Raw genomic sequence first — 13,875 nt, 5'->3', positions numbered from 1 at the left:
CCCGCACGTCCCGGCCGCGGTACGGCCGCGGTCCACAGCCGTCCCGCGCCCGCACGTCCTGTCGTCGTCCGTCCCAGCCTGCCACCCGGTCGGTGACCCCCGGGCCGGTAATGGTCCCCTCCCGAGGGACCAACGGCCCTCCGGACCTTCCCGCGGGACCAATGGCCCCCCGCCGCAAATCCGGTCGATGGTCCCTGCCGACCGGGACCATTGGCGCCTGCTCCGGCCCATCGTGCGCTCCTAGGGTCGATGACGTGATCGTCCCGGCGCGCAGTCCGACGCGTAGGGCGTCGTTCCAGAGCCGTATGTCGTGTGCCGCGACGTGTTTGAGGAGCCCCGTTGCAGAAGAAGCCGGGCGGAGACCCCGCCGACCTCCTGATCAAGGCCGGGCGGTTCTTCAGCCGCGACACGGTCTCCGACGACCTGCGGACGGTGACCCGCACCGGTGGCCGCGAGGCCGAGGCCTTCTACCGGGACCGCTGGAGCCACGACAAGGTCGTGCACTCCACGCACGGGGTGAACTGCACGGGTTCCTGCCGGTGGAAGGTGTACGTCAAGGACGGCATCATCACCTGGGAAACCCAGGCCACCGACTATCCCAGCGTCGGCCCGGACCGCCCCGAGTACGAGCCGCGCGGCTGCCCGCGCGGGGCGTCCTTCTCCTGGTACACCTACTCGCCGACCCGGGTGCGCTACCCGCATGTCCGCGGCGCCCTGCTGGAGATGTACCGCGAGGCCAAGGCCCGCCTGGGCGACCCGGTCGCGGCCTGGGCGGATATCCAGAACGACCCCGAGCGCCGCCGCCGCTACCAGCAGGCCCGCGGCAAGGGCGGCCTGGTGCGCGCCAGTTGGGAGGAGGCGGTGGAGATCGTCGCCGCCGCGCACGTCCACACCATCAAGACCTACGGCCCCGACCGCATCGCCGGCTTCTCCCCGATCCCGGCGATGTCGATGGCCTCGCACGCGGCGGGCGCCCGCTTCCACTCCCTCATCGGCGCCCCGATGCTGTCGTTCTACGACTGGTACGCCGACCTCCCGGTGGCCTCCCCGCAGGTCTTCGGCGACCAGACCGACGTCCCGGAGTCCGGCGACTGGTGGGACGCCGCCTATCTGATGATGTGGGGCTCCAACGTCCCCGTCACCCGCACCCCTGACGCGCACTGGATGACCGAGGCCCGCTACCGCGGCCAGAAGGTCGTCGCCGTCTCCCCGGACTACGCCGACAACACCAAGTTCGCCGACGAGTGGATGCACCCGCACCCCGGCACGGACGGCGCGCTGGCCCTGGCGATGGGCCACGTCATCCTCAAGGAGTTCTTCGTCGACCGCGAGACACCGTTCTTCGCGGACTACGTACGCAAGTTCACCGACCTGCCCTTCCTGGTGACCCTGAAGGAGTCGGACGCCGGACTCGTCCCGCACAAGTTCCTCAACGCCGCCGATCTCGGCCAGGACGTCGAGAACGCCCAGTGGAAGCCCGTCCTCCTCGACGACACCACCGGTCAACCCACCGTCCCCAACGGCACGTTGGGCCACCGCTGGGGAAGCGAACCGGACTGGAACCTCGACCTCGGCGACACCGTGCCCCGCCTCAGCCTCTACGCGCTCGACGGCGAGACCGCCGAGATCGTGCTGCCCCGCTTCGAGGAGGGCGCCGAGGGCACGGTCACCCGCGGGGTGCCCGTGCGCCGGATCGGCGGACGGCTCGTCACCACGGTGTACGACCTGATGCTCGCCCAGTACGCGGTGGCCCGGGTCGGCCTGCCCGGCCGCTGGCCCGCCTCGTACGAGGACGCCGACACGCCCGGCACCCCCGGCTGGCAGGAGACGCTGACGTCCGTGCCCGCCGCCCAAGCCATCCGTGTGGCACGGGAGTTCGCCGACACCGCGCGGCGCTCCGAGGGCCGCTGCATGATCCTGATGGGTGCCGGGACCAACCACTGGTTCCACTCCGAGACGATCTACCGGGCCTTCCTCGCCCTGCTCACCCTGACCGGCTGCCAGGGCCGCAACGGCGGCGGCTGGGGCCACTACGTGGGCCAGGAGAAGTGCCGCCCGGTCACTGGCTGGGCCACCCTCGCCGCCGCCTCCGACTGGTCGCGTCCGCCGCGCCAGATGATCGGCGCGGGCTGGTTCTATCTGCACACCGACCAGTGGCGGTACGACACCCTGCCCACCGAGTCCCTCGCCTCACCGCTCGGTGACGGCCGCTTCGCCGGCATGACCGGCGCCGACTGCCTCGCCGCGTCGGCACGCATGGGCTGGATGCCGTCGTACCCGACCTTCGACCGCAACCCGCTCGAACTCGGCGAACGTGAGGACCCGGTGGCGAGCGCGGTCGAGGAACTCAAGGCCGGAACACTGGAGTTGGCGACCGAGGACCCGGACGCCCCGCAGAACTGGCCGCGCGTGATGACCGTCTGGCGGGCCAACCTGTTCGGCTCCAGCTCCAAGGGCAACGAGTACTTCCTCAAGCACCTGCTGGGCACCCACTCCAACCTCCCCGACGACGGCCCCCGCTGCGCCCCGCGCGACGTCATGTGGCGGGAGCAGGACACCGCGGGCAAGCTCGACCTGCTGCTGTCGCTGGACTTCCGGATGACCTCGACGACCCTGCTGAGCGACGTCGTCCTGCCGGCCGCCACCTGGTACGAGAAGCACGACCTGTCGTCCACCGACATGCACCCCTTCCTGCACGCGTTCACCCCGGCCATCGACCCGCCCTGGCAGGCCCGCACCGACTACGACGCCTTCCTCACCCTCGCCCGCCGCTTCAGCGAGCTGGCCCGGGACCACCTGGGAGTGCGGCGGGACCTGGTCGCCACCGCCCTCCAGCACGACACCGCGGGCGGCGAGATGGCCCAGCCCGGCGGTGTCGCCCTCGACTGGGGCAAGGGCGAGTGCGAGCCGGTGCCCGGGCGCACGATGTACAACCTCACGGTCGTGGAGCGCGACTACACGGCGATCGGCGAGAAGTTCGCCGCCCTCGGCCCGCTCGTCGACACCCTCGGCGTCACCACCAAGGCGGTCACCTTCGACGTCGGCGAGGAAGTCGCCTACCTGCGCGAGAAGAACGGCACCGTGCGCGGCGGCGTCGCCGACGGCCGCCCCCGCCTCGACACCGCCCGCCGCGCCTGCGACACCATCCTCGCCCTGTCCGGCACCTCCAACGGACGCCTCGCCACCCAGGGCTTCCACACCCTGGAGCGCCGGACCGGGCAGGAGATGGCCCACCTGGCCGCCGAGCACGAGGGCAAGCGGATCACGTACGCCGACACCCAGGCGGCCCCGGTGCCGGTCATCACCTCACCGGAGTGGTCGGGCAGCGAGTCCGGCGGGCGGCGCTACACCGCCTTCACCGTCAACACCGAACACCTCAAGCCCTGGCACACCCTGACGGGACGTCAGCACTTCTTCCTCGACCACGACTGGCTGCACGAGGTCGGCGAGGCCCTCCCCGTCTACAAGCCGCCGCTGAACATGCACCGCCTGTACGGGGAACCGGAGCTGGGATCGGTGAAGGAAGGCCGCGAGGTCGCCGTCCGCTTCCTCACCCCGCACAACAAGTGGGCCATCCACTCCCAGTACCAGGACAACCTGTACATGATGACCCTCGGCCGCGGCGGCCAGACCGTGTGGATGTCCCCGCAGGACGCCGAAGCGATCGGCGTCAAGGACAACGAGTGGATCGAGGCCGTCAACCGCAACGGCGTCATCACCGCCCGCGCGATCGTCTCCCACAAGATGCCGCCCGGCACGGTCTACATGAACCACGCCCAGGAACGCACCGTCGGCGTGCCCAAGACGGAGAAGACGGGCAAGCGGGGCGGCATCCACAACTCCCTGACCCGGATCATGCTCAAGCCCACCCATCTCGTCGGCGGCTACGCCCAGTTGACGTGGGCCTTCAACTACCTGGGGCCCACCGGCAACCAGCGCGACGAGGTGACGGTCATCCGTCGCCGCGAGCAGGACGTGGAGTACTGACATGCCCCGTGGCGAAGCCACTATTGGACGCGTCATGGCCCAGATAGCCATGGTCATGAACCTCGACAAATGCATCGGCTGCCACACCTGTTCCGTCACCTGCAAGCAGGTGTGGACCAACAGACAGGGCACCGAGTACGTCTGGTTCAACAACGTCGAGACCCTCCCCGGCCAGGGCTACCCGCGCCGCTGGGAGGACCAGGAACGCTGGAAGGGCGGCTGGGAACGCACCCGTTCGGGACGGCTGCGGCTGCGGGCGGGGGGCCGGGCGAAGCGGCTGAGCACGATCTTCGCCAACCCCGACCTGCCCACCCTCGACGACTACTACGAGCCCTGGACGTACGACTACAAGAACCTCACCGACGCCCCCGCGGGCGACGACCTGCCGGTGGCCCGCCCCTACTCGCAGACCAGCGGCGAACCGATGGACACGGTCCAGTGGGGCCCGAACTGGGACGACAACCTCGGCGGCGCCCCCGAGAACGCCCCGAAGGACCCGCTCGTCGAGAAGATCCGCGACCAGGTCGGCGAACGCATCCGCTTCGAGTTCGAGCAGAGCTTCATGTTCTACCTCCCGCGGGTGTGCGAGCACTGCCTCAACCCGGCCTGCGTCTCGGCCTGTCCGTCCGGCGCGATGTACAAGCGGGCCGAGGACGGCATCGTCCTGGTCGACCAGGACCGGTGCCGCGGCTGGCGGATGTGCGTCAGCGCCTGCCCGTACAAGAAGGTCTACTTCAACCATGCCACCGGCAAGGCCGAGAAGTGCACCTTCTGCTTCCCGCGCCTCGAACTCGGCATGCCCACCGTGTGCGCCGAGACCTGCGTCGGCCGCATGCGCTACCTCGGCGTGATGCTCTACGACGCCGACCGGGTCGCCGAGGCCGCCGCCGTGGAGGACGAACAGGACCTGTACCCGGCCCAGTTGGAGGCGTTCCTCGACCCGCACGACCCGGCCGTGGCCGCCGCCGCCCGGGCGGCCGGCATCACCGAGGAGTGGCTGGACGCGGCCCGCCGCTCCCCGGTCTTCGACCTGATCCGCACCTACCAGGTGGCCCTGCCGCTGCACCCCGAGTACCGCACCATGCCCATGGTCTGGTACGTGCCCCCGCTCTCCCCGGTCGTCGACGCGGTCGCCGCCGCCGGCCACGACGGCGAGGACGCCGGCAACCTCTTCGGCGCCATCGACACCCTGCGCATCCCCGTCGAGTACCTCGCCGAACTCCTCACCGCGGGCGACACCTACGCCGTCGAGGCGGTCCTGCGCCGGATGGCCGCCATGCGCTCCCACATGCGGGCCCGCAACCTCGGCGAGGAACCCGACCCCGGCATCGCCGACGCCGTCCGCCTCACCGGCGACGAGCTGGAGGAGATGTTCCGGCTGCTCGCCGTCGCCAAGTACGAGGACCGGTACGTCATTCCGAGCGCGGCCCGCGCGGACGCCGAGGCCATGCTCGGCGAGGACCTGTCCTGCCCGGTGGGCGAGAAGCCCGGCAAGCCCGTCCTGCTCAACCTCTCGCCGACCCGAAGGGGCCCCGCATGACACCCGAGGCACGTACCCGGCTCGCGGTGGCCCGCCTGCTGGCCTACCCGGACGACACCTTCCACCGGCAACTGCCGCTCATCGCCGAGTTGGCGGCCGGACCGGAGGTGGCGGACTTCCTGGCGTACGCGGAGGGCGAGCGGCCCCTCGACCTGGCCGCCCACTACACGTCCGTCTTCGACACCCGCAACCGCCGCTGCCCCTACCTCACTTGGTGGACCGACGGCGACACCCGCAACCGCGGCCTGTCCCTGGTCCGGGTCAAGCGCGTCTACGCCGCGCACGGCTGGCGCCTCGACGGCGACGAACTGCCCGACTTCCTGCCGGTGATGCTGGAGTTCGCCGCGATCGAGGAGGAGGCGGGCACCGCACTCCTCCAGGAGCACCGCGCGGGCCTGGAGCTGCTGCGGCTGGCCCTCACCGAGCACGGGACGCCGTACGCCCTCCTCCTGCAAGCCGTCTGCCGCACCCTCCCCGGACCCACGCCCGCCACCCGCGCGGAGGCGAAGGCGCTGGCCCGGCAGGGGCCGCCGCGCGAGAGCGTCGGACTCGAACCGCTGGGCCCCGGCATCGACCTGCCGTGGCCCACCCTCCTGGAAAGGTCAGGCGTCTGATGGACCTGCTCCTGTGGGGCGTCCTGCCCTACGTCGTTCTCGTCCTGCTCGTCGCGGGTGTGATCTGGCGCGGCCGCTACGACCGGTACGGCATCACCACGCACTCCTCCCAGCTCCACGAGTCCCGGCTGCTGCGCGTCGGCTCGCCGCTCTTCCACCTCGGCATGGCCTTCGTCGTCGCCGGACACGTGGTGGGCCTGCTGATCCCGCAGAGCTGGACGGACGCGGTCGGCGTGAACGACCACACGTACCACCTGATCGCGGTGTCGACCGGCGCGGCCGCGGGCGTCGGCGCGGTGGCGGGCATCGGCATCCTGGTGTACCGGCGCCTGACGGTCCCCGGCGTCCGCCGCGCCACCCTGCGCAGCGACCACCTCATGTACGGGGTCCTGATCGGGGCGATGCTGCTCGGCCTGACCGCGACGATCCTCAACTCGGTGGGCGCGACCGGGGATTACAACTACCGCGAGGGCATCTCCGTCTGGTTCCGCTCGCTGTTCGTCTTCCGCCCGGACCACGCGCTGATGGCGGAAGCGCCGCTCGCCTTCCAGGTGCACATCCTGTTCGGTCTGGCGCTGATCACCCTGATCCCGTACTCCCGGCTGATCCACATGTTCACCGCCCCCGTCCGCTACCTCTTCCGCCCGTACGTCGTCTACCGCCGCCGTGACCCGGGCCGGCAGGCCCAGCGCCCCCGGCGCCGGGGCTGGGAGCGTGTCCGGTAGGCGTCGCGACATGCGCTCCGCGCGGACCGGCCCGATCATGGAACCCCCTGTCCTGGAGAACGGGAGGTGCCCGTGGGGACGGACCCCGCCCTCCCGCGGACCCTGCTGTCCGCGGACGCCGAAGCGCTGCCGGCGGGCGCGGGCGCGGAGCTGGGGCGGGAGTACCGGATGCTGCGGGACATCGTGGAGGGCGGGGCGGCGGCCGTGGCCGTCCTCGACACCCGGCTGCGCTATGTGTACGTCAATCCGCACATGGCCCGGATCAACGGCGTACCGGTGCGGGAGCACCTGGGCCGCACCCTCACCGAGGTGATGCCCGGCGTCGAGCGTCCGGCCGACGTGCCGTGGGCGGTGCTGCGCGACGGCCGGCCCCGGGACGTCGTCGTCTCCGGCGTCATGGGCGACGCCGGACACCGCGCGCGGCGCGAGTGGCACTGCGTCTACCACCGGCGGTACGACGAGCGCGGGCGGGTCCTCGGCCTGATCGCCGTCGGCGTGGAGGTCACCGAACCGCGCCGCTACGTCAACGAGCTGGAGCGGGCCCACGGCCGGATGGCCATGCTGCACGCGGCCACCCTGCGGATCGGCACCACGCTCGACCTGGAGACCACTTGCCGCGAGCTCGTCGACTTCGTGGTCCGGGACCTGGCGGACGGCGCCTCCGTCGACCTGGTGGTCGACGACGGCCCGCCCGGCCCCGCGCCCGGCGGGCTGATGCGGCTGCGCCGGGCCGCCGTGAGCCGGAGCCCCGAGCTGGCCGAGCGGCTCGGCCGGCCGCCCGTGCTGGGCGAGGTCAACGAGCACGGCCCGGCGTCCCCCGTGCGCCGGGTGCTGGAGCGCGGACGGCCGCTGCTGACCCGCCTGCCCGGCCGACGCCCGCCGGGGCTGCGCGGCCCCTACGCGGACCGGCTGGCGGAGTACCGGGCCGCCGGCATCCACTCCGGGCTGGTCGTGCCGCTGACCACCGACTCCCGCAGCGTGGGCGTCCTCGCCCTGGTCCGGGCGGGCTCCTCACCGGCCTTCACGGTGGAGGACGGCGTGGTCGCCCAGGAGCTCGCCGGCCGCGCCTCCCGCGCCCTGGAACGCGCCCGGCACTACGCCCGCGAGCACTCCATGGCCCTGGAACTCCAGCGGGCCCTCCTCAGCGAGCCGACCCTCCCGCACCCCGACCTGGAGACCGCCTCCCGCTATCTCCCCGCCGACGACAGCGCGGTGGTCGGGGGCGACTGGTACGACTCGCTGGCCCTCCCGCGGGGCCGCAACCTCCTCGTCATCGGCGACGTGATGGGCCACGGGGTGGAGGCGGCCGTCGCGATGAGCCACTACCGGTCCATGCTCCGCGCGCTCGCCTCCTCCGGGCTGCCCCTCCACGAGATGCTGCACGCCGCCGACCGCATGATCGCCGCCTCCGGCTTCGACCGCGTCGCCACCTGCCTGCTCGCCCTCGGCGACCCGGCCACCGACACGATCAGCTACGCCAACGCCGGCCACCTGCCCCCGCTGCGGATCACCCCGGAAGGCCGCGTGGAACTGGTTCCGCTGCCCGCGGGCCCCCCGCTCGGCACCGGCCTCGGCGCCTACGAGACGGTCACCCGCTCCGGCCTGCCCGGCGGCACCCTGCTCCTCTACACCGACGGCCTGGTGGAACGGCGTGACGAGGACATCGACATCTCCCTCGCCCGCCTGACCGACCTGCGCCTGCCGCCCGGCGGCGCCCTGGACGAGATCCTCGACGGCATCCTGGCGCACGCGGCGACGGGCTCGGTCCACGACGACATCGCGCTGCTGGCGGCCCGGGTGCGGCAAGTGTAGGGCGGTACTTCGGGGGCCCAGGTGGGACCGGGCCGCCGGCAGGGCACCGGGGGAGCGCCGGTGCGTGCCCGGTGCCGCAAGCCCCGGGCGCCGCGCCGAGACCACCGTGGCACGGGGAGCCTCAGGACGCCCCGGTCCCCGTCCGCCGCCGTACCCCCGCCCCCAGCGCCACCACCGGCCCGCACGCCAGCAGCACCGCCAGCACCCCGTACCCGTACGTGAGCGTTGCCGCCGTGGCCACCCCCGCGACCAGCAACGGGCCGCCCGCGTCGCCCAGTTCACGGCCCAGCTCGGCCGCGCCCATCGTCTGTCCCAGCCGCTCGCGAGGGGTCGCGGCGGCGAGTGCCGCGAAGCCCAGCGGAGTGATGAGGCCGGTGCCCGCGCCGATGAGCGCGGCGGCGAGCAGGACGCCCGTCAGGCCGGGCAGCATCGCGCACCCCAGCCCCGCCGCCGCGAGCAGCAGCCCGGCGGCCGACCCGCCCCGAGCGGAGATCCGCCCCGTGTCCAGCGCCCGCCCCGCCCGCGGCTGTGCGACCGCCGCACCCGCGGCCAGCACCGACACCGCCGCCCCGGTCGCCACCGTCCCCAGCCCGGCCACCGCCCCGGACACCGGCAGGAACCCGACACCCACCGACAGCGCGGCGGTCGCCCCGGCCAGCGCTGCCGTCGGCACCAGGAACGCCGGGTCGGCGAGCCGCCGCACCAGGTCCAGCACCGTCTGCCGAGTCCGCGGCAACGGTGGTACGACGGGTACGGCGACCAGCGCCCACACCGCCACCGCCGCGCCCAGCAGCGCCAGCACGGTGAACAGCAGCCGCAACCCGCCCGCCCACACCAGCACCCCGCCGAGCAGCGGGCCCAGCGTGTAGCCGATCGACTTGTGGAAGCCGTAACTCCCGAACGCCCGACCGTGCTTGACCGCCGGATTCAGCCGGGCCACCAGAGCCGACGCGGCGGGGGAGAAGGCGGAGGCCGCCGCGCCCTGCCCGAGCCGGGCGGCCCACAGCCACCCCGGACTGCCGGCGACGGCGTACAGCGCGGACGCCGCGGCGAACGCCAGCAGCCCGCCCAGCAGCACCGGCCGCGCCCCGATCCGGTCGGCGAGGGTGCCGAACACCGGCTTCAGCACGACCTCGGCGCCGTCGTACAGCGCCAGCAGTCCGCCCAGGACGAGCAGCGAGGTGACGGCGTCGTCGGTGTCGGCGCCGAGGTTCGCGGCGATGCCGTGCGCGCCGAACGCGGTGGTGAACCCGGCCGCGTACAGCGGCCACATGCGGTGCCGCGCGGCCTCGGCCGACGGTGTCTCAGTCGGACGTGTCACTGAGCCCCAGCCGCAGGTGCTCCACGTGGTAGACGGCCTGGTCGAGGAGTTCGGCGACATGGTGGTCGTGCAGCGCGTAGACGACCGAGCGCCCGCGCCGCTCACCGACCACCATGCCTAGGTTGCGCAGCAGCCGCAGCTGGTGCGAGCAGGCCGACTGCTCCATGCCCACCTCGGCCGCCAACTCCGTGGCGGGCAGCGGCCCTTCGCGCAGCCGCGCCAGGATCAGCAGCCGGGAGGGCGTCGACAGGGCCTGGAGCGTGGTGGCGACCTTCGCGACGTTGCCCGCGTCGAGGCGTACGCGCTCCTCGGCGGTGCTGGTGACGGCTCCATGACCCATGCGGGGCATCTTACCCACCGCACATGAACAGATGAATGAGTCTTCATGTGTTCCTGTATGGTGAGCCAGGTGTCAGCGACTCTCGCCCCCCACCGCACCCCTGCCCCCGCGCCCGCCGCACCCCACCGCCGCACCCGCGTCCTCGCCCTCCCCGAGGCCCGCTGGGCCCTCGCGGCGACGCTCGCCTTCCTGGCCGGCCTGGCTCTGGACCTGACCGGCGCCCCCGCCTGGGCGTCCGGGCCGCTGTACGCGGTCGCCTATGTCACCGGCGGCTGGGAGCCCGCGCTCGAAGGGCTGCGGGCGCTGCGCGCGAAGACCCTCGACGTCGACCTGCTGATGATCGTCGCCGCCCTCGGCGCCGCCGCCATCGGACAGGTCCTCGACGGCGCCCTGCTGATCGTCATCTTCGCCACCTCCGGCGCCCTGGAGGCCCTGGCGACCGCCCGCACCGCCGACTCGGTGCGCGGCCTGCTCGACCTCGCGCCCGCCACCGCGACCCGGGTCGCCGGCTCCGGCGCGGAGACCGTCGTGCCGACCGCCGAACTCGCCGTCGGGGACCTCCTGTTGATCCGCCCGGGGGAGCGGATCGGCGCCGACGGACGGGTCCTGGACGGAACCAGCGAGGCCGACCAGGCGACCATCACCGGCGAACCGCTCCCCGTGGTCAAGCGCCCCGGCGACGAGGTCTTCGCCGGCACCCTCAACGGCACCGGTGCCCTCCGCGTCCGCGTCGAGCGCGACCCCGCCGAGTCCGTCATCGCCCGCATCGTGACCCTGGTCGAGGAGGCGTCCCGTACCAAGGCGCCGACCCAGCTCTTCATCGAGCGGATCGAACAGCGCTACGCCGTCGCGATCGTGGCCGCCACGCTCGCCGTCTTCGCCGTCCCGCTCGCCCTCGGCGCCGACCTCGCCGACGCGCTGCTCCGTGCCATGACGTTCATGATCGTCGCCTCGCCGTGCGCGGTCGTCCTCGCGACCATGCCGCCCCTGCTGTCCGCCATCGCCAACGCCGGCCGGCACGGAGTGCTGGTCAAGTCGGCGGTCGCGATGGAGCGGCTGGGCGAGATCGACCTGGCCGCCCTCGACAAGACCGGCACGCTGACCGAGGGCGCGCCCGAGGTGACGGCCGTACGCCCGGCGCCTGACTCCGGCCTCGACGCGGACGCCCTGCTCGCCCTGGCCGCCGCGGCCGAACTGCCCAGTGAGCATCCGCTGGCCCGGGCGATCGTGACGGCGGCGCGGACACGGGACCTGCGGATCACGCACGCCGAGGACTTCACCGCGGTCCCGGGGAGCGGGGTCGCCGCCACCGTGGCGGGGCGGTCCGTGAGCGTCGGCCGGGCGGAGAGCGCCGACAGCGACGCCACCGTCGTCCAGGTCACCCGCGACGGCACCCCCGTCGGCACCCTCGCCCTCACCGACCGCCTCCGCCCCGCCGCCCCCGCCACGACCGCCGCCCTCACCGCCCTGACCGGCACCGCGCCCGTCCTGCTGACCGGCGACAACGCCCGCTCGGCCGCCCGCGTCGCCGAGGCCGCCGGTCTCGGTGACATCCGCGCCGGCCTGCTCCCCGAGGACAAGGTGAAGGCCGTGCGGGAGCTGCAGGACGCCGGCCGCAAGGTGCTCTTCGTCGGCGACGGCGTCAACGACGCCCCCGCGCTCGCCGCCGCCCACTCCGGCCTCGCGATGGGCCGCGCGGGCTCCGACCTCGCGCTGGAGACCGCGGACGCGGTCGTGGTGCGGGACGAGCTGACGGCCGTGCCGGCGGTCGTACGGCTGTCCCGGGCCGCCCGCCGGCTGGTCGTGCAGAATCTCGTGATCGCGGGCACCTTCATCACCGTCCTGGTGGTGTGGGACCTGGTGGGACACCTGCCCCTGCCGCTCGGCGTCGCGGGCCACGAGGGCTCCACCGTCCTCGTCGGCCTGAACGGGCTGCGGCTGCTGCGGGAGTCGGCCTGGCGATCCGGACAGGTGCAGCAAGCGTAAGGCTGATGTCGGATTCCCGCCAGCCGCCCGGCCCCCGCTGCACCATGCTGGACCCATGCAGAAGGGGATGCACACCGACACCGAGCGCTGCGTGCGCGCCGTCCAGTCGAAGGACGCCCGGTTCGACGGGTGGTTCTTCACGGCGGTCCTGACCACCCGCATCTACTGCCGGCCCAGCTGCCCGGTCGTGCCGCCCAAGCCCGGGAACATGACGTTCTACCCCAGTGCGGCGGCCTGCCAGCAGGCCGGGTTCCGGGCCTGCAAGCGCTGCCGCCCGGACACCAGCCCCGGCTCCCCCGAGTGGAACGAGCGCGCGGACCTGGTCGCCCGGGCCATGCGCCTGATCGCCGACGGCGTCGTGGACCGCGAAGGCGTACCCGGACTCGCCGCGCGCCTCGGCTACAGCACCCGGCAGGTCGAACGCCAGCTCCTCGCCGAGCTGGGCGCGGGCCCCCTCGCCTTGGCCCGCGCCCAACGTGCCCAGACGGCACGGCTGTTGATCGAGACGACGGCCCTGCCGATGGCGGAGATCGCGTTCGCCGCCGGCTTCTCCTCGATCCGCGCCTTCAACGACACCGTGCGCGAGGTGTTCGCCCTCTCACCCAGCGAGCTGCGGGCACGGGTGCCGCGCAGGGCGGCGGGACAGGTCTCGGGCACCGCCGGATCCCTGACCCTCCGGCTGCCGTTCCGTGCTCCCCTCAACCCCGACAACCTCTTCGGCCACCTCGCGGCGACCGCCGTGCCGGGGGTGGAGGAGTGGCGGGACGGCGCCTACCGCCGCACGCTCCGGCTGCCGTACGGCCACGGCGTCGTGGCGCTGAGCCCCAACCCCGACCACGTCGCCTGCCGCCTCACCCTGAGCGACCTGCGCGATCTGACGGTCGCCATCAGCCGCTGCCGCCGCCTGCTCGACCTGGACGCCGATCCGGTGGCGATCGACGACCAGTTGCGCACGGACCCGGTACTGGCGCCGCTGGTCGCGAAAGCCCCCGGACGACGGGTGCCGCGCACGGTGGACGAGGCGGAGTTCGCGGTACGGGCGGTCCTCGGCCAGCAGGTGTCGACGGCCGCCGCCCGCACCCACGCGGCCCGCCTGGTCGCGGCCCACGGCGATCCCGTCGACGACCCCGAGGGCGGACTCACCCATCTCTTCCCGTCTCCGGAGCAACTGGCCCGCCTGGACCCCGAGTCACTGGCCATGCCCCGCACCCGTCGCACCACCTTCACCACCCTCGTCGGCCAACTGGCCGACGGCGCCCTGAACCTGGGCGTGGAGAGCGACTGGACGGAGACCCGCGCCCGCCTCCTCGCCCTGCCCGGCTTCGGCCCCTGGACGGCCGACGTCATCGCGATGCGCGCCCTCGGCGACCCCGACGCCTTCCTCCCCACCGACCTCGGCATCCGCAAGGCCGCCCAGGAGCTGGGCCTGCCCTCCACCCCGGCGGCGCTGACGGCCCGGGCGGCGGCCTGGCGGCCGTGGCGGGCGTACGCCGTCCAGTACCTGTGGGCGACCGACAGCCACCCGATCAACTTCCTTCCGGTATAAGGAT

At 73.3% G+C, this 13,875-nt stretch carries 9 protein-coding genes; 7 read left to right on the top strand and 2 right to left on the bottom strand.

Annotated features, from left to right (window positions below):
• Positions 1 to 339 precede the first annotated feature (339 nt).
• The 5 genes from DI272_RS09560 to DI272_RS09540 all read left to right on the top strand — a co-directional run bounded on the left by DI272_RS09560 (position 340) and on the right by DI272_RS09540 (position 8,678).
• Positions 340 to 3,987 carry a nitrate reductase subunit alpha gene (locus tag DI272_RS09560; RefSeq protein WP_109494934.1) on the top strand — a complete coding sequence of 1,216 codons (3,648 nt, stop codon included), beginning with the start codon at positions 340 to 342 and terminating at the stop codon, positions 3,985 to 3,987.
• Between the two features lies 1 nt (position 3,988).
• On the top strand, positions 3,989 to 5,527 hold the full coding sequence (gene narH, locus DI272_RS09555) for a nitrate reductase subunit beta (RefSeq protein ID WP_109494933.1): 1,539 nt from the start codon (positions 3,989 to 3,991) through the stop codon (positions 5,525 to 5,527).
• Entirely contained in the window at positions 5,524 to 6,141 is a 618-nt protein-coding gene (narJ, locus tag DI272_RS09550; RefSeq protein WP_109494932.1) for a nitrate reductase molybdenum cofactor assembly chaperone, read from the top strand. Before narH ends, narJ begins: the two co-directional genes overlap by 4 nt.
• Positions 6,141 to 6,866, top strand: coding sequence for a respiratory nitrate reductase subunit gamma (gene narI, locus DI272_RS09545; protein WP_109494931.1), 726 nt, complete (start codon positions 6,141 to 6,143; stop codon positions 6,864 to 6,866). Before narJ ends, narI begins: the two co-directional genes overlap by 1 nt.
• A gap of 72 nt (positions 6,867 to 6,938) precedes the next feature.
• The gene (locus DI272_RS09540; protein WP_258314497.1) at positions 6,939 to 8,678 is read left to right on the top strand and encodes a SpoIIE family protein phosphatase; all 1,740 of its coding nucleotides are present in this window, start codon (positions 6,939 to 6,941) and stop codon (positions 8,676 to 8,678) included.
• A 121-nt stretch (positions 8,679 to 8,799) separates the two neighbouring features.
• Here DI272_RS09540 and DI272_RS09535 read toward each other — a convergent pair whose 3' ends face one another.
• Positions 8,800 to 9,951, bottom strand: a complete 1,152-nt coding sequence (locus DI272_RS09535; protein ID WP_109494930.1) for an MFS transporter — start codon at positions 9,949 to 9,951, stop codon at positions 8,800 to 8,802.
• Between the two features lie 31 nt (positions 9,952 to 9,982).
• Positions 9,983 to 10,339, bottom strand: a complete 357-nt coding sequence (locus tag DI272_RS09530; RefSeq protein WP_109500756.1) for a metalloregulator ArsR/SmtB family transcription factor — start codon at positions 10,337 to 10,339, stop codon at positions 9,983 to 9,985.
• A 57-nt stretch (positions 10,340 to 10,396) separates the two neighbouring features.
• On the opposite strand from DI272_RS09530, the gene DI272_RS09525 reads away from it, so the two are divergent.
• Positions 10,397 to 12,325: a heavy metal translocating P-type ATPase gene (locus DI272_RS09525; RefSeq protein ID WP_181387520.1), complete on the top strand. Its 1,929-nt coding sequence runs from the start codon at positions 10,397 to 10,399 to the stop codon at positions 12,323 to 12,325.
• A 55-nt stretch (positions 12,326 to 12,380) separates the two neighbouring features.
• Positions 12,381 to 13,871: an AlkA N-terminal domain-containing protein gene (locus DI272_RS09520; RefSeq protein WP_309221651.1), complete on the top strand. Its 1,491-nt coding sequence runs from the start codon at positions 12,381 to 12,383 to the stop codon at positions 13,869 to 13,871.
• Positions 13,872 to 13,875: the final 4 nt, after the last annotated feature.

Source organism: Streptomyces sp. Act143 (assembly GCF_003143935.1).
Lineage (GTDB): Bacteria > Actinomycetota > Actinomycetes > Streptomycetales > Streptomycetaceae > Streptomyces.
The sequence above is the reverse complement of the archived record's forward strand: the minus strand, read 5'-3'. Positions and strand labels throughout refer to the sequence as shown.